The following is a 14772-nucleotide window of genomic DNA, read 5'->3' on the forward strand; positions in this document are numbered from 1 at the left end:
TCGTGTACTCTTGGGCGACGCGGCAAGGCGGATTGAACGAATGCGGCCGAAACCCATTCGAATTCTGCCCGCTCGCTTCGATCGCTCCTTGATCCGCGCCGATCCGGGTTAAAGTCTTCTCCCGTTCACTGGAGCAGTCTCGATGCTGAAGATTCTGGTGGCCAATTCGAAAGGCGGTTGCGGCAAGTCCACGATCGCGACCAATCTCGCCGCGTACTATGCGCAGGACGGCAAGAACACCGTGCTCGTCGACGCCGACCGGCAAGGTTCGAGCCGCAGTTGGTGCGAGAAGCGCGCCGGCTACACCACGCCGGTGCTGCCGCTTGCCGGCACGCGCGCGGACTGGCGCTCGCACATCCCGTCGGGCGCGCAGCGCATCATCGTCGACGCGCCCGCGGCGATCCGCCCGCAGGACGTCGACGCGTTCATCGACGACATCGACGCGGTGCTGATTCCGGTGCTGCCCTCGCGCATCGACCTCGAAGCGAGCCAGCACTTCATCGACGGCGTCGCCGGCCTGGCGCGGGTCAAGCGGGGCAAGGTCGCGGTCGGCATCGTCGCCAACCGGCTGCGGCCGTGGACCACCGCCTCGCAGCTCGCGATCGAGGAAATGAAGGCCCTGCCGTTCCCGCTCGTCGCGCAGATCCGCGATTCGCAGGCCTACGTGCTCATGGCCGGCCTCGGCAAAAGCATCTTCGACTATTCTTCCGAGACCGTGCGTTCGCACCAGGAAGACTGGAACAAGCTGCTGCGTTGGCTGAAAAAGATGTGAGAGGCGCGGATCGGGAATCGCCGAGGCGACAAGATGCCCGCTCCGCCATTCCGATTTCCCGTTCCCGACTCCCGACCCCGGTGCCCATGAAACGCGAACTGATCCTGCTCCGCCATGCACATGCCGAAAGCCTCAAAGCCGGCGAGGACGACGCGCAGCGCACCCTCAGCACGCGCGGGATCGTCGAGGCCGAAGACGCCGGTCACTGGCTCGTCGAACATAAGGTGCTGCCCGCGCGCGTGCTCTGCTCGCCCGCGCGGCGCACGAAACAGACCCTCGACTACGCGCTCGGCGCCGTCGCGCCGACCATGGAGCCGCGCATCTACGAGGCCACCGCGGGCGAGCTGATCGCGCTGATCGACGAACACATCGACAGCGAACGCCTGCTCATGGTCGGGCACAATCCGGGCTTCGAAACGCTCGCAGCCCTGCTCACAACAGGGCAATCCGGCGATTTCCGCGGCATGCCGCCGGCCGGCATTGCCTGGATCGAACTCGATGGCGCCGTCGAACCCGGGGCAGGCCGGCTGAAAGCGTTCTGGGCGCCGTAACGACGCTGCGTTATCTTCGCGCAGCGATGACGACGAAAGGAAAAATCTGGCGCCCACGGGCCGCTTTCCTCTTCGGCTTCGCTGTCCTCGTTGCGCTGCAGCCCGTGGCCGTCCGCGCCGAGCAGCGCGTCGACTATCTCGCCCTCGACGGCGAAAAATCCTGGGTCGATTTCGAGGTCAAGGTGCTTTGGCTGGTCGGCGTGCGCGGCCGCTTCGGCAGCGTGCACGGCATGATCAAGGTCGATCACTTCCGCAGTGCGGCGACGGTCGAGGCGCAGATCGACGCGAACGTCGTCTCGATGCGCAGCAAGAGCCACGAGGAATGGGTCAAGTCGCCGGAATTCTTCGACGCCGAGCACTATCCGCAAATTCTTTTCGTATCCGACCCGATCCCGCTCAAGCGCCTGCAAAACGGCGGCGAGATCGAAGGCACGCTGACCTTGCGCGGGATCAGCAAACCAGTGCGCCTCAACCTGATCAAGCCCGATTGCCCGGGCGAGAGCGCCGACAATTGCCCGGTCGAGGCTGAAGGCAGCATCCGCCGCAGCGATTTCGGCATGAGTTCGCGCCGCGGCACGCTGTCGGACAAGGTCGAACTGAGCTTCTCGATCGCGACGAAGCCGATGAACGGTTCGAGCGCAATTCCGTGACATCACGAGCAAGAGCAGAATCGGCCACGGATTTCACGGATGAACACCGATAGAGCCATCAAGAGAGGGTTTGCGAGGACTTTCTTTATCCGTGTCCATCCGTGAAATCCGTGGCTAAAAGCCGTTTCTTGCTCTTCGCCGCCGTGCTCGCCGCAGTATCGGGCTGCGCGCTCGATCCGATCCATGCGCGTCGCGCCGCGGCGACCGCGAGCGCCGCGCAGGACCAGACTCTCGACTGCCCGCCCGAACGCACCGACGCCTGCGCGCCCGATTCGCCGTACCGTGCGCTCGCGGCCGCGGCGCTGAAGCAGTCGACGCCGGCCGTGCCGGTGCACTACGTCAATCTGATCGAGCGCGGCGAGGATTCGCTGCTGCTGCGCCTGCATCTGATCCGCAGCGCGCAGCGCAGCATCGAGATCCAGACTTTCATCTTCAGCGAGGACGACGCCGGCTATCTGGTCCTCGACGAGCTGGTCAAAGCCGCGCGCCGCGGCGTCAAGGTGCGCGTGATCGCCGACCAGTTGTTCTCGCTCGACGACGCGTCGCTCTACGCGGCGCTCGCGCGCGCGCACGAAAACTTCGAGTTCCGCGTCTACAACCCGACCTTCCACAAGGCATCGACGCCGCCGCTCGAATTCGCCGCGGGCGTGCTCTGCTGCTTCTGGCGTTTCAACCAGCGCATGCACGACAAGATGCTCCTGGTCGACGGCACGATCGGCATCGTCGGCGGCCGCAACTACGAGAACCGCTACTACGACTGGGACGGAGAATTCGACTACCGCGACCGCGATCTCGTCGCCGCAGGCCCGGTCGGCACGGCGATGCGCGCGTCGTTCGACACGTTCTGGAACTCCCCGCATACCGTGTCGCTGAGCCGTCTGCGCGACGTCGCCGGCGACATTCTCGACGCCGGCATCTCTGCCCTGCCCTACGCGACGCACACCTATCGCAACGCCGAGCGCGTCGCCGAGCTGCTGCGACGGGCCGACGATGCGGAGTACATGCGCGCGCATTTCGCGAGCGAGGTTCTGCGCGTCGGCCGCGTCGACTATTTCGCCGACGCGCCCGGCAAGCCCGAGCCGTCCTCGACACGGCGCGAAGCCACGCGTCCGCTCGCCGCGCTGTTGCGCGCGGCGAAATCGGAGATCGTGCTGCAAACGCCGTACCTCGTACTCAGTTCGACCGCGCGGCGCCTGTTCCGCGACCTGCACAAGCGGCCGCAGCCGCCGCGCGTCATCGTCTCGACCAACTCGCTCGCGGCGACCGACGCGTTCTACGTCTATGCGCTGTCGTACAAGTACAAGAAGCGTTATCTCAAGCTCGGCTTCGAGATCCACGAGTTCAAGCCATTCGCCGCGGAGGCCGCAGAGCTGATCGCCGACTATGCCAACCTCGGCGCCGCCCCGGCGCAGGCGCCCAACGCGGTGCGCGAACGCGCGCAGAACAGATACCGCCACGCACCGCTGAAGAGTCCCGGCGTGCGCGTCGGCCTGCATGCCAAGTCGATGGTGATCGACGGCGAGATCGCGGTGATCGGCTCGCACAATTTCGATCCGCGCTCGGAAATCTACAACACCGAATCGGGCTTCATCGTGCGCGACGCCGAACTCGCCTCGCGCCTGCGCGCCTCGATCCTGCTCGATGCGGCGCCGGAGAACGCCTGGACCATCGCCAAGCGCCAGCGCACGCCGCTGTTCGGCGGCATCAGCAATGCGATCGCCAACTTTTCCGAAGCGCTGCCAATCTTCGACCTGTGGCCGTTCCGCTATGCGTCGAGCTTCGAGTTCGATCCCGCCGGCAAGCACGGCGAATGCAAGCCGATGCGCCCCGGCGCGGCGGATTTCTATGCCTGCTACACCGATGTCGGCGATTTTCCCGAGGTGAACCTGCCGCTGAAGACGATCTACACGCGCATCGTCACCGCGTTCGGCGCCGGGCTGGTGTCGATCATGTAGGGCGCGCGGACCGCAAAACGGAGCGTTTTCCGCCCTCGATTTGCGGTCCGTGGGCCGCCGCCCCCGGTGCCCAAAAACGATTGACGCGCAGGCACGCGCTGGCTACGCTCACCAGCCTTTACGGGGATAAACGGACCACGCCATGTCACTGCAGATCACGATCGACCTCAAGGATTCCGACCTTCAGTACTTCATCGACGCCGCCAAGCGCGCGCAGGCGAAGGCCGGCAACCTCACCCCGAAGCAGATCACCGATGCGGCCAGCAAGCTGCTGGTCGAATCCAAGAGCGTGAACGTGCCCGAGTTCATCGCCGCGCGCCTGTCCAAACTCGACGCCATGATCGGCATGGTCAACGACGCCGGCTGGGCCCTGTCCGAGGAAGACAAGAAGCGCGTGCTGTCGGCGCTGACCTATTTCGCCGAACCCGAAGACGTGATTCCGGACAGCGTGCCGGTGCTCGGCTTCCTTGACGACGCGATCATGATCGAGCTGTGCCAGCGCGAGCTCAAGCACGAGATCGACGCCTACGAGGAATTCGTCGCCCACCGCGCCGCCGAAGCCGCGCACCGCAAGGTCAATGTCGATACGGTAAAGATGGAGCGCGTGGACTGGCTCGAAGACCGCCGCGCCGAACTGCAGGCGCGCATGGCGTCGCGTCGCCGCGACTCGTACGTGCCGACGAGCTTCTCGCAGGCGCTGTTCCGCTTCACCTGATCTTTGCCGTCCGCGTTGACGGCCCAAAGCAGACTGCCAACGTTCCCAGCTTCGATGCCGGGGCGTTGGCTGGTGCTTGTCCGATCCGTGGGCAAAACGGATTGAAGCGCGTCAATCGCGGAAAATACTGAGAGCACGGAGAAAAACCTCGGCATCCGCCGTTCTCCGTCTCCGTGTTTTCCGTGATTCAATCTTTCACTCTCCCGACTCGAAAGAAGCGATCAGCGGCGTTCGACCGCAGACCGCGGTCACTCCTGCGCTTCGGCCGGCCGCCCACCGAGAATTTCGCGCAGGCCCGCGGCCGAGAACGGCTGCGCGAGCTGGCGCAGGAATCCGCGTGCGATCGTGCCGCTGATGCCGATGTCGACCGACGAAGGCCGCGGCGGATTGAAGTAAGTGCCGAAGACCTGGTCCCAGAGGATCACGTTCTCGCAGTAATTGGTATTGCCCTCGCTGAGCTTGCGCGAATGGTGCCAGCGATGCAGGCGCGGCGTGCTGAACACGTAGTCCAGCCAGCCCGTGCGCACGTCGATGTTGCAGTGGGTCAACAGGCCAGTGAACGCCGTCACCGCACCGATCCAGAGAAATACCGGCAACGGCGCACCGAGCAGATACAGCGGCACCTGGCTCAGGATCGCCTTGAACAGCGAATCGACGATGTGGAACCGGCCAGTGTTGACGACCCACAGGCGCACCACGCTGTGATGCAGCGCATGGAAGCGCCAGAACGTCAGCCGCTCGTGCGCCAGGCGATGCGCCCAGTACAAGCCGAATTCGGCAAGGAAGAGGCCGAGCACGACCTGCGCGAACAAAGGCCACTGCGTCGGCCATAGACCGTTGTGCGTGGCCAGCACCGGCTGAGCAAAGGTCGCCACGAGCAGCGGAAACGACGCGCCGACCGCGGCCACAACCTGCACCAGCCCTTTCGACATCAAGGTGTGGGCGACGTCGTTGAACGCTTCTCCGTCCGAATGGTGCCAGCGGCGCGCGTAAGGCATCAGGCGCTCGAACACGCCGATCGCCAGCACCACGGACAAGTAGACGACGTTGAACCACAACACCGGCCGCTCACTGCGAAACGCGAAATACGCGCCGAGCAGGCCGCCGCCGTAGAGCAGCGGCCAGAGGCTGACGGACAGGATCGAATAGGCCCTCGTCGTCGGCCCGATCGCGGGTATCGGCATGCGTTCTCCTCATATTTCGCTTGCGTGAAAGCGCATTGATACCGGACGAAGATTGCCGTGATCTTGCCGAGTTGCGGTCCGTCGCCAGAATCCCGCAATGTTTTTCGGCCGAAATGCGCGGGTCCTCGTACCCGGTGAGCCGAAATGTCGTCGTCCGATAAGCTGCGATTCTTCCATGCCTGGCTCAAAGCGCCCCTGCGCGTGGCCTCGATCACGCCCTCGGGAACCGGGCTTTCAGCGCTGATCACCTGCGAAATCGGCCCGGCCACGGGGCCGATTCTGGAACTCGGCCCGGGCACCGGCGTGTTCACCCGCGCGCTGCTCGCGCGCGGCGTCGCCGAACGCGACATCAGCATGATCGAACTCGGCGGCGAATTCGTCCCGCTGCTCAGGCGGCGTTTTCCTGCCGCCCGCATACTGCGCACGGACGCCCGCGAGATCGGCCGCGACGACCTCCTTCACGGCACCTTGTTCGGCGCGGTGATCAGCGGACTTCCTTTGATTTCGATGAAACCCGAAGCGGTCATCGACATCGTCGGCGGCAGCTTCTCGCGCCTGAAACCGGACGGCGCGTTCTATCAGTTCACTTACGGTCCCGTATGCCCGATCCGAAATTCGATCCTGAAACGCCTGCATCTGCGCGCGGAATGGATCGGCCACACGTTTCGCAACTTCCCTCCGGCCAGCGTCTACCGCATCGCCCGTGAGACCATTCGCGCACAGCAGGCCCTGCCGCCGCAGCCGGCGTAAGGCGCAACCCAAGGCAAGAGACTGAGCATGCGGATACTGCTGATCGAAGACGAGCCGCAGATGGTGGTCGCGCTCAAAGCGGCGTTTTCCCGTCACCACATTCTTCTCGACGACGTCGCCACCCTCGCGCAGGCGCAGTCGGTCATGCACGACGACGTTTACGATGCGATGCTGCTCGACCGCACTTTGCCCGACGGCGACGGCATGAAGCTGCTGCGCCAGTTGCGTGAATCCGGCAGTTCGCTGCCGGTCATCGTGCTGACCGCGAAGGGGCAAGTCCCCGACCGTATCGACGGACTCGAAACCGGCGCCGACGACTACATCAGCAAGCCGTTCGTGTTCGACGAGTTGCTCGCACGCCTGCGCGCCGTATTGCGGCGCCCGACCGTGCTGCGCGATTCCGTCATCGCGGTCGGCAATCTTTGCTTCGACCTCGCCGTCGCCGATGCGCGCGTCGGCGACTGTTCGCTCGAACTGCCGCGCCGCGAAATGCTCGTGCTCGAATGCCTGGTGCGCCGCGCCGGACGCATGGTGCCGCGCCGCGTCCTCATGGAGGCCGTGTTCGGTTTCGACGACGATGTGCAATCGAATGCGCTCGACTCGCATATCTCGCGCCTGCGGCGCAAGCTCGGCGATCTGCAAGCCGGCGTCGTCATCAATGTCGTGCGCGGAGTGGGATATCTCCTGCGCGAACAGGCATGAGCACGGAGCGCACGCCGCCGCTGAAGAAGCGGCTGTTCTGGCGGCTACTCGGCGTGCAGTCCGCCGTGCTCATTGCGGTGATCGCGATCCTGTTCGTCTCCGGTTTCGTGGTCAATTTCTCCAACACCGACAGCACGATTGAAACCCTGCGCAAAGCCGTTTCGCGCGATGCACGCGGCAGGCTGACGCTCGCGCAAACGCCGGCGCTGCGCGATCTGCGCCGCAGCGAGCCCGACTTCTGGTTCGTCATCCGCGACCGCGAGGGGCACCGTCTGTCCGAGGGCGAGATTCCATTCGAATATGCGGATATCGGCGACGCGCTCGACCGGATCGGCCAGGCCCGACTCGGCTGGAACATCGGCGATCCCGATCGGCCGACCGCACGCATGCGCTGGGCCGATTCCGCGGCCGGCAAACTGCAGTTCACAACCGGAACGGATTCGCCGCTGTCGCCGCTGCTGATCTTCTACGCAGCCTCGCTGTTTCTGCTCAAAGAGGCGCTGCCGATTCTGATCGTGATCGCCCTCGGTGCGTTCGTGGCGACGCCGCTGGTTGTGCGGCGCTCGCTCGCCGGCGTGGAACGGGCCGCGCGCCAGGCCGATTCGATCGACGTCGGCAAACGCGGCGGCAGGCTGACCGCAGACGATATCCCGCAGGAAATCACCCCGCTCGTGCGCGCGGTGAACGGCGCGCTGCACCGGCTCGACGAAGGCTACGAACGCCAGGAAAGATTCCTTGCCGACGGCGCGCACGAATTGCGCACGCCGCTGGCGATTCTCAATGCGCGCATTGCCTCGCTGCCCGCGTCCTCTTACAAGTCCGAATTGTCGGGCGATGCGGCGCGGATGGGCGTCATCGTCGAACAGATGCTCGACCTGCAACGCCTGCGCTCAGGCGGCGAGTGCTTCGCCGAAGTCGATCTGGAAGCACTCGCGCGCCGGGTCGTGCTCGACATCGGGCCGCTGGTTTTTGCGGCGGGCTATCAGTTGGAGTTCGCGGCCGAGGGCGGCGCGGCGCCGGTGCGCGGCGACCGCAGGTCGATCGAACGCGCGCTGACCAATCTGCTGCAGAACGCCATCGACCACGGCGGCGGCAAGGGCAGCCTGCACGTGTCCGTCGGCCCGGCGTGGGTTGACGTGAGCGACGAAGGACCGGGCATTCCCGCCGCGCTGCGCGAACGCATCTTCGAGCCGTTCTACAAGGAACACAAAGAAAGCCGTGGCGCAGGCCTCGGCCTCAGTCTGGTTCACGAGGTCATGCAATTGCACGGCGGCCGCGTGTCGATCCTCGACCGCGCGACCGGCGCCGGCTTTCGCCTGAGTTTTGCCGACGCGGCCGCCCGCGACTGAGATCCGCGTGCCGAGCGAGGCGCACGCAAAGCGGAATCTACGGCCGTTCGAGGATCGCCGTGACGCCCATGCCGCCCGCCGTGCAGATCGAGATCAGGCCGCGGCCCGAGCCTTTCTCTTCGAGCAGCTTCGCCAGGGTCGCGACGATGCGCGTGCCGGTCGCGGCGAACGGATGGCCGAGCGCCAGGCTCGAACCGTTGACGTTGAGCTTGGCCGGATCGATCTTGCCGAGCGGCTTGTCGCGGCCGAGGCGGTTCTTGCAGTAATCGGCGTCTTCCCAAGCCCGCAGGGTGCACAACACCTGCGCGGCGAAGGCTTCGTGAATCTCGTAGAAGTCGAAGTCCTGCAGGCTGATGCCGGCCATGTCGAGCATGCGCGGCACGGCCACGGTCGGCGCCATCAGCAGGCCCTCGCCGTGGACGAAATCGACCGCGGCGACCTGCGAATAGGTGATGAAGGCCTGCGGCTTGAGGCCACGCGTCGCCGCCCATTCCTCGCTCGAAATCAGCACGGCGGAGGCGCCGTCGGAGAGACCGGTCGAATTGCCCGCGGTCAGCGTGCCCTGACCCGAGGTCTTGTCGAACGCGGGCTTGAGCGCGGCGAGTTTTTCCAGCGTCGAATCGGGGCGCAGGAAGCCGTCGCGTTCGAGGCCGCGGAACGGCACGACGAGGTCCTTGAAGAAACCGCGCTCATAAGCGGCGGCGGCTTTGAGGTGACTCGCGAGCGCCAGTTCGTCCTGTTCCTGGCGCGTGATCTTCCACTCGCGTGCCATCAGCTCGCAGTGATCGCCCATCGACATGCCGGTACGCGGCTCGGCGACGCCCGGAAAGCTCGGCTTGAGTTCGCCGAGCGAGAAACCGCTGACCGCGGCCTTGAGCTTGTCGCCGGTGTCCTTGGCGCGGTTGACCGCAAGCAGGCGCTGCTGCATCGCGCGGCTGTAGACGATCGGCACGTCACTCGTCGTGTCGGAACCGCCGGCGATGCCGACTTCGATCTGCCCAGTCGCGATCTTGCCGGCGATCAGCGAAACATTGTCGAGCGAGGTGCCGCAGGCGCGCGCCGTGGTAATGCCCGGCGTCAGCGGCGACAGACCCGAGGACAACACCGCTTCGCGCGCGAGGTTCCAATCTGCAGCGAGCTTGATCACCGCGCCGAAAGCGACTTCGCCGAGTTCGACGCCGTGCAGGTCGTAGCGCTCGACGAGCGAGCCGAGCGTTTTCACCGCCATGCCGAAATTACCGACGTCGGCGTAAGCGGTGTTGTTGCGGCAGAACGGAATGCGGACTCCGCCGAGGATGGCTGCGCGTTTGCTCATACGGATTTCACGGTCAGTGTAGGCCGGCTGGTATTATGCGCCGAGTTCACGAAGATCGACCATCCATGTACGTGTTCGACACCGACCGGCTCATGCGTATCGCCGAGGCGCAGGCGGAAGAATTCCGCAATGCGCAGCCGTACCCGCACATCGTCATCGACGATTTCCTGCCGAAGGACGTCGCCCATCGGCTCGCCGGCGTGTTCCCGGGGCCGAACGATAACGTGGCCTGGGACCACTACGCCGCACCCGGGCTCGAAGTGAAGCTCGGCTGCGGCGACGAGACCAAGTTCCCGCCGGCGATCCGCACCGCGGTGCGCGACATGAACTCGTCGATCTTCGTACGCTGGCTGGAGAAGATGACCGGCATCCCGTACCTGCTCGTCGACCATCACCTGCTCGGCGGCGGCATGCACCTGACGCGCCAGGGCGGCCTGCTCGGCATCCATTCGGACTTCAACTGGCATATGCAGATTCACGCGCACCGGCGCCTGAATCTGCTCGTCTATCTGACCCCGGACTGGCGTCCCGAGTACGGCGGCGAACTCGAACTGTGGAATACCGAGGGCACCGAACTCGTGCGCCGCGTCGAACCGATCTTCAATCGCGCCGTGCTGTTCACGACGCGCTCGGATACCTTTCACGGCCATCCGAAGCCGTGGGACGCGCCCGCCGGCATCAACCGCCAGAGTATAGCTTTATACTATTACACCAGCGAACGACCCGAAGGCGAGAAGCGGCCGGCGCACAATACGCTGTACAAGGGCTACAACGCCTGAGCAGGGCTTAAAGGCGGCACCCCTCCGCCTCGTCGAATTTCACCCCGCCTTCACAGAAGGCGCACGAAGGCTCCATCGGGAACTGCCTTCAAGTCATACGTAAAGCCTTGCCAGCCTGCGCGACGAGCATTTGGAGAGAGCGGCTTTCGGGCCGAAAACAATGCCGGGCTCTGAAAATCCGTAGGCAGATAATAGATCGCCGGCTCAGAGGGAGCTTTCAATACAAGAAACAGCGGGAAATAAATCGCTGCGTCCATGCGCACCTTTTGCGGGCCCCAAGCTGCGCCAAGAATTCGCTTTGGCAAAGGCGAAACGGCTACCGCCGTCATCGCCTTAACTTGGGCCAAAAACCCACAAAAGTCGCAGATGAGGTCAGCGCACTTGAAGTTTGGGGGCAGACGTTTGAGCGTTCTCGGTTTCTTGCATCTCGGGCAACTGCAGTTTCCAGCTACAAGTTGCTCACCCCAGATACCCAACTGCTGCTTTGCAGTCGCCATAAAGTTGAGACCTCATCGGCGCCCAGCAATTCTCAGGGGCGCGCCAGATGCGCCGGAATCGGCCCCCAAGAGGCCTCGTTGTGGCGCCAGACTTCGATGAACGCCGAACGGAACAGCGGCACTTCCTCGCCGCGCGAATCGTCCTGCATGGTTTCGAGCGCGGCGGTCAACGACATCGAGCCTTCGATCTGAGAGCGGATCAGGTTGTCGAACAGTTCGGTCCACAGCGGCGAGTAGGCGATACGGCTCTTTGCGGCCTGTACGCGCCGGCGCTCGGCTTCAATGTCGCCGCCGCCGCGGCGCATCGCAATCGCCTGCACCCACGGCGAATCGCTGAACATCTCGACCACGTCGAAGCCGGCATGGTCGAGGAAGCTGCGTACTTCCTCGGGGTTGCTGAACTGGTTGCGCGCCACGTCCTTGCGCTCGGTCGGCACGACGTCGCGGAACGGATTGAGCTCGACGGCGAAACGGCGCCAGCCGCTCGGATGCGAGGTATTCCAAGTATCGAAGAACAGCAGGCCACCCGGCTTGACCACGCGCGCCCAGTCTTCGAGGTAGAGATAGAAATCTTCCTTGTCCATGTGAATGAACACGGCGATGCTGTAGGCCTTGTCGAAGCTCGCATCGGGCAACGGCTTGAAATTGCTGCGGGTCAACTCGGTCAAGCCGGTATTGTTGAATCCGCTGAGGCGCTCGCGCGCGATCTTGAGCATGTTGCCGGAGATGTCCGAGCCTTCCCAATGCGCCAAGTGCGGGGCGAGTTCGCGGCCGATGCGGCCGACGCCGCAGCCGAGTTCGAGCACGCGGTCGGTCGGCTTGAGATCGAGCGCCGCCGTCACCTGGCGCGCCGTGTAGGCGCCCGTCGCGCGAATCCGCTCCTCGCTGGCGCTGCCGTCGACCGACAGCATGGCGTGCACCGGCGTGGTGGACTTGGCGTCCCAGGTGGTCTTGTAGTTCGGCAGATGCAGCATTCGTGATCCAGCGCAGGAGGGGGCGCAGGATCATACCCGCGCAGGCCACCGCGTTCAACGCGAGCGGCTGTCTATCCCTTTGTTTGCGCAGATCATTTCCCGCGGCGACTGCGTGAAGCGCCGACCTTGCGCGTGAGCGTGTTGCGGCCGAGGCCGAGCTGTTCGGCGGCGCGCACGCGGCGCCCGGCGTTTTCCGCGAGCGCGGCATCGATCAGCGCGGCGTCGAATTCGCGGCGCAGCCCCTCGTAGATACCCTGCTCGCCGTCGGCGAGGCGCGCGCGTGCCAGGCGCTTGAGGTCTTCGCGCCAGCCCTCGCCGGCCGGCGCGGACGCGGCGGCGGCGCCCGGCGGCAGATCCTGCGGGCGGATTTCGCGGCCCGGCGTCATCACGGCGAGGCGGCGGCAAAGATTTTCGAGCTGGCGCACGTTGCCGGGCCAGGACCGCTTGCCGAGTTCGGCCAGGGTCGCCGGAGTGAAGCGCTTCGCTTCGAGCTTCATTTCCTGCGCGGCGCGCGCGAGGAAATGCGTCGCCAGCAGCGGAATGTCGGCAGCGCGGTCGTCGAGCGGCGGCAAACGCAGGCGTACCACGTCGAGACGATGCAAAAGGTCGGCGCGGAACTCGCCGCGCTCGACCTTGCCTTCGAGATCCTGGTGCGTCGCCGCGACCACGCGCACGTCGGCGCGGATCAGCTCGCGCCCGCCGACGCGGTAGAACTCGTTCTCGGCAAGCACGCGCAGCAGGCGCGTCTGCAGGCTCAGCGGCATGTCGCCGATTTCGTCGAGGAACAGCGTGCCGCCCTCGGCCTGCTCGAAGCGGCCCGCGTTGCGCTTGACCGCGCCGGTGAAGGCGCCGGCCTCGTGGCCGAACAGCTCGGATTCGAGCAGCTCGGCGGGAATGGCCGCGGTATTCAGGGCGACGAACGGCCGCACGGCGCGCGAGCTGTGCCGGTGCAGGGCGCGCGCGACCAGCTCCTTGCCGGTCCCGGTCGGCCCGGTGATCAGCACGTTGAGATCGCTTGCGGCGACGCGGCCGATCGCGCGGAAGACATCGCGCATCGCCGGCGACACGCCGATCAGTTCGGTTACGCCGGCCTCGTCGGTCTTTGCCGGCGCGGCGGCAACGGTCTGGCGCGTTTCGCCGAGCGCGCGCTGCACGGCGGCGACCGCCTCGTCGAGATCGAACGGTTTCGGCAGGTAGTCGAACGCGCCGTTGCGGTAGGCCGCCGCGGTCGAGGCGACGTCGGTGAACGCGCTCATCACGATCACCGGCACGGCATTGCCGGCCGCGCGCAGGCCGGCAAGAAACTCCAGCCCGCTCATGCCCGGCATGCGGATGTCGCTGACGATGACGTCGGGCTGCGCTTCGGCGAGTGCCGCGCGCAGGCTCTCCGCGTCGGCGAAAGCGCGCACGGCGACGCCGGCTTCGCGCAGAGCCTCAGCGAGGACGAAGCGGATCGCTTCGTCGTCGTCGGCGATCCATACCTGCGCAGGTCGCGGATCAATGGCCATGGGTCTCTCCGCGGTACATCTGCGCGATCGGCAGCAGCAGGGTGAACGCGGTCTGCCCGGGCCGGCTGCGGTAGTTCAGCGCGCCGGCGTGCTCGGCGGCGATCTCCTGCGCGAGCGCGAGGCCGAGGCCGGTGCCCTTGCTGCGTCCGGAGACGAAGGGCAGGAACAGCGTGTCGCGCATCTCGTCCGCGACGCCACGGCCGTCGTCGATCACGTCGAGGCGCGCGGCGAGTTTCGACACTTTTTCGCCGATCAGCACGTTGTGCTCGACACGCGTGCGCAGGCCGATGCGCGTCGCGCCGGCCTGCAAGGCGTTGCGCATCAGGTTGAGCACGAGTTGGAGCAGGCGGTCGCCGTGCCCGCGCAGCAGCGGCAGGCTCGGGTCGTAGTCGCGGTCGAGATGCAGCTGCGGTTCGGCCTCGGCGGCGATCAGCGCTCGCGCGCGCTCCGCGACCTCGTGCAGATTGAGCGTGGACAGGTGCGGCTTGCCGCCCGGTTCGAGCAGGCGGTTGGTCAGCGCAGCGAGGCGATCGGCCTCGGTCACGATGAGATCGGCGAGGCGCGCCAGCTCCGGGTCGGCGACGCGCCGCGCGAGCAATTGCGCCGCGCCGCGCACGCCGGCAAGCGGATTCTTCACCTCGTGAGCGAGGCCGCGCAGGCTTTCCGACAGGCTCGACGGCAGCGCCGCGTCGAGCTCGCCGCCGAGCGGATGCACTTCGATCAGCAGCGCCGCGTCCTGCGCCGGGCCGATGGTGATGTCGGCATGCAGGCTGCGCCCGGAGCGAGTCTCGATGCGCTGGTCGCGCCGATGCAGGGTGGCGCCCTCCTGACGCACGCGGTCGATCAGCGGCGCGAGCGCCTGCGCCGCTGCACCGAGCGCGCCGAGCGGCAGGCTGCGCAAGCGCGATGGGCTGACCGCGAACAGCTCGCAGAACGCCGGATTGGCGTAGACCAGCGTGTCGTCCGTACCAAGCAGGGCTACGCCCGTTTCGAGCTGGTCGGCGACCTCGGTGGCTCGTATCGGGGCGGATTGTTGGCGCGTTGCGGCGTTCATAGCACCAGTTTAGTGCG

At 65.8% G+C, this 14772-nt stretch carries 15 protein-coding genes; 9 read left to right on the plus strand and 6 right to left on the minus strand.

Annotated elements, in window-relative coordinates:
• The first annotated feature begins 142 nt into the window (after positions 1 to 142).
• The 5 genes from FFS30_RS06760 (at position 143) to FFS30_RS06780 (ending at position 4643) form a co-directional block, all read left to right on the plus strand.
• Complete coding sequence (locus FFS30_RS06760; RefSeq protein WP_137912299.1) at positions 143 to 772, plus strand: ParA family protein; 630 nt, start codon at positions 143 to 145, stop codon at positions 770 to 772.
• Between the two features lie 86 nt (positions 773 to 858).
• Positions 859 to 1323, plus strand: a complete 465-nt coding sequence (locus FFS30_RS06765; RefSeq protein WP_137912300.1) for a histidine phosphatase family protein — start codon at positions 859 to 861, stop codon at positions 1321 to 1323.
• 26 nt (positions 1324 to 1349) lie between these two features.
• Positions 1350 to 1973 (plus strand): YceI family protein, encoded by a 624-nt coding sequence (locus tag FFS30_RS06770; protein WP_137912301.1) that lies wholly within the window; start codon positions 1350 to 1352, stop codon positions 1971 to 1973.
• Between the two features lie 110 nt (positions 1974 to 2083).
• A complete protein-coding gene (locus FFS30_RS06775) occupies positions 2084 to 3928 on the plus strand; it encodes a phospholipase D family protein (protein WP_137912302.1) in 1845 nt (614 codons plus the stop codon).
• 142 nt (positions 3929 to 4070) lie between these two features.
• Positions 4071 to 4643 (plus strand): YkvA family protein, encoded by a 573-nt coding sequence (locus FFS30_RS06780; protein WP_137912303.1) that lies wholly within the window; start codon positions 4071 to 4073, stop codon positions 4641 to 4643.
• A gap of 248 nt (positions 4644 to 4891) precedes the next feature.
• Here the strand turns inward: FFS30_RS06780 and FFS30_RS06785 are convergent, their stop codons facing one another.
• Positions 4892 to 5827, minus strand: coding sequence for a sterol desaturase family protein (locus FFS30_RS06785; RefSeq protein ID WP_137912304.1), 936 nt, complete (start codon positions 5825 to 5827; stop codon positions 4892 to 4894).
• Between the two features lie 144 nt (positions 5828 to 5971).
• Between FFS30_RS06785 and FFS30_RS06790 the strand changes: the two genes are divergently transcribed.
• The 3 genes from FFS30_RS06790 to FFS30_RS06800 are packed head-to-tail and all read left to right on the plus strand — an operon-like array spanning position 5972 to position 8628.
• Positions 5972 to 6577, plus strand: coding sequence for an SAM-dependent methyltransferase (locus tag FFS30_RS06790; RefSeq protein WP_137912305.1), 606 nt, complete (start codon positions 5972 to 5974; stop codon positions 6575 to 6577).
• A gap of 27 nt (positions 6578 to 6604) precedes the next feature.
• Positions 6605 to 7279 carry a response regulator transcription factor gene (locus tag FFS30_RS06795; protein ID WP_137912306.1) on the plus strand — a complete coding sequence of 225 codons (675 nt, stop codon included), beginning with the start codon at positions 6605 to 6607 and terminating at the stop codon, positions 7277 to 7279.
• Positions 7276 to 8628, plus strand: coding sequence for a HAMP domain-containing sensor histidine kinase (locus tag FFS30_RS06800; protein ID WP_137912307.1), 1353 nt, complete (start codon positions 7276 to 7278; stop codon positions 8626 to 8628). Before FFS30_RS06795 ends, FFS30_RS06800 begins: the two co-directional genes overlap by 4 nt.
• A gap of 37 nt (positions 8629 to 8665) precedes the next feature.
• Here FFS30_RS06800 and FFS30_RS06805 read toward each other — a convergent pair whose 3' ends face one another.
• A complete protein-coding gene (locus FFS30_RS06805) occupies positions 8666 to 9943 on the minus strand; it encodes an acetyl-CoA C-acetyltransferase (RefSeq protein ID WP_137912308.1) in 1278 nt (425 codons plus the stop codon).
• A gap of 65 nt (positions 9944 to 10008) precedes the next feature.
• Between FFS30_RS06805 and FFS30_RS06810 the strand changes: the two genes are divergently transcribed.
• Positions 10009 to 10722: a 2OG-Fe(II) oxygenase gene (locus FFS30_RS06810; protein ID WP_171014454.1), complete on the plus strand. Its 714-nt coding sequence runs from the start codon at positions 10009 to 10011 to the stop codon at positions 10720 to 10722.
• 50 nt (positions 10723 to 10772) lie between these two features.
• On the opposite strand, the gene FFS30_RS06815 is transcribed toward FFS30_RS06810, so the two are convergent.
• From FFS30_RS06815 to glnL, 4 genes are all read right to left on the minus strand, one after another.
• Positions 10773 to 11219, minus strand: coding sequence for a DpnI domain-containing protein (locus FFS30_RS06815; protein WP_137912310.1), 447 nt, complete (start codon positions 11217 to 11219; stop codon positions 10773 to 10775).
• Positions 11220 to 11251: 32 nt separating this feature from the next.
• The gene (locus FFS30_RS06820) at positions 11252 to 12193 is read right to left on the minus strand and encodes a class I SAM-dependent methyltransferase (protein WP_137912311.1); all 942 of its coding nucleotides are present in this window, start codon (positions 12191 to 12193) and stop codon (positions 11252 to 11254) included.
• A gap of 92 nt (positions 12194 to 12285) precedes the next feature.
• The gene (gene ntrC, locus FFS30_RS06825) at positions 12286 to 13701 is read right to left on the minus strand and encodes a nitrogen regulation protein NR(I) (RefSeq protein ID WP_137912312.1); all 1416 of its coding nucleotides are present in this window, start codon (positions 13699 to 13701) and stop codon (positions 12286 to 12288) included.
• Complete coding sequence (gene glnL, locus FFS30_RS06830) at positions 13691 to 14755, minus strand: nitrogen regulation protein NR(II) (protein ID WP_137912313.1); 1065 nt, start codon at positions 14753 to 14755, stop codon at positions 13691 to 13693. Before glnL ends, ntrC begins: the two co-directional genes overlap by 11 nt.
• Positions 14756 to 14772: the final 17 nt, after the last annotated feature.

It is taken from the genome of Rudaea sp. 3F27F6 (assembly GCF_005503555.1).
Lineage (GTDB): Bacteria > Pseudomonadota > Gammaproteobacteria > Xanthomonadales > Rhodanobacteraceae > Rudaea.

Coding starts and splice junctions, on each gene's coding strand:
- FFS30_RS06760 (WP_137912299.1), top strand. CDS start 143: ATGCTGAAGATTCTGGTGGCCAATTCGAAAGGCGGTTGCGGCAAGTCC.
- FFS30_RS06765 (WP_137912300.1), top strand. CDS start 859: ATGAAACGCGAACTGATCCTGCTCCGCCATGCACATGCCGAAAGCCTC.
- FFS30_RS06770 (WP_137912301.1), top strand. CDS start 1,350: ATGACGACGAAAGGAAAAATCTGGCGCCCACGGGCCGCTTTCCTCTTC.
- FFS30_RS06780 (WP_137912303.1), top strand. CDS start 4,071: ATGTCACTGCAGATCACGATCGACCTCAAGGATTCCGACCTTCAGTAC.
- FFS30_RS06785 (WP_137912304.1), bottom strand. CDS start 5,827: ATGCCGATACCCGCGATCGGGCCGACGACGAGGGCCTATTCGATCCTG.
- FFS30_RS06790 (WP_137912305.1), top strand. CDS start 5,972: ATGTCGTCGTCCGATAAGCTGCGATTCTTCCATGCCTGGCTCAAAGCG.
- FFS30_RS06795 (WP_137912306.1), top strand. CDS start 6,605: ATGCGGATACTGCTGATCGAAGACGAGCCGCAGATGGTGGTCGCGCTC.
- FFS30_RS06800 (WP_137912307.1), top strand. CDS start 7,276: ATGAGCACGGAGCGCACGCCGCCGCTGAAGAAGCGGCTGTTCTGGCGG.
- FFS30_RS06805 (WP_137912308.1), bottom strand. CDS start 9,943: ATGAGCAAACGCGCAGCCATCCTCGGCGGAGTCCGCATTCCGTTCTGC.
- FFS30_RS06810 (WP_171014454.1), top strand. CDS start 10,009: ATGTACGTGTTCGACACCGACCGGCTCATGCGTATCGCCGAGGCGCAG.
- FFS30_RS06815 (WP_137912310.1), bottom strand. CDS start 11,219: ATGGCGACTGCAAAGCAGCAGTTGGGTATCTGGGGTGAGCAACTTGTA.
- FFS30_RS06820 (WP_137912311.1), bottom strand. CDS start 12,193: ATGCTGCATCTGCCGAACTACAAGACCACCTGGGACGCCAAGTCCACC.
- ntrC (WP_137912312.1), bottom strand. CDS start 13,701: ATGGCCATTGATCCGCGACCTGCGCAGGTATGGATCGCCGACGACGAC.
- glnL (WP_137912313.1), bottom strand. CDS start 14,755: ATGAACGCCGCAACGCGCCAACAATCCGCCCCGATACGAGCCACCGAG.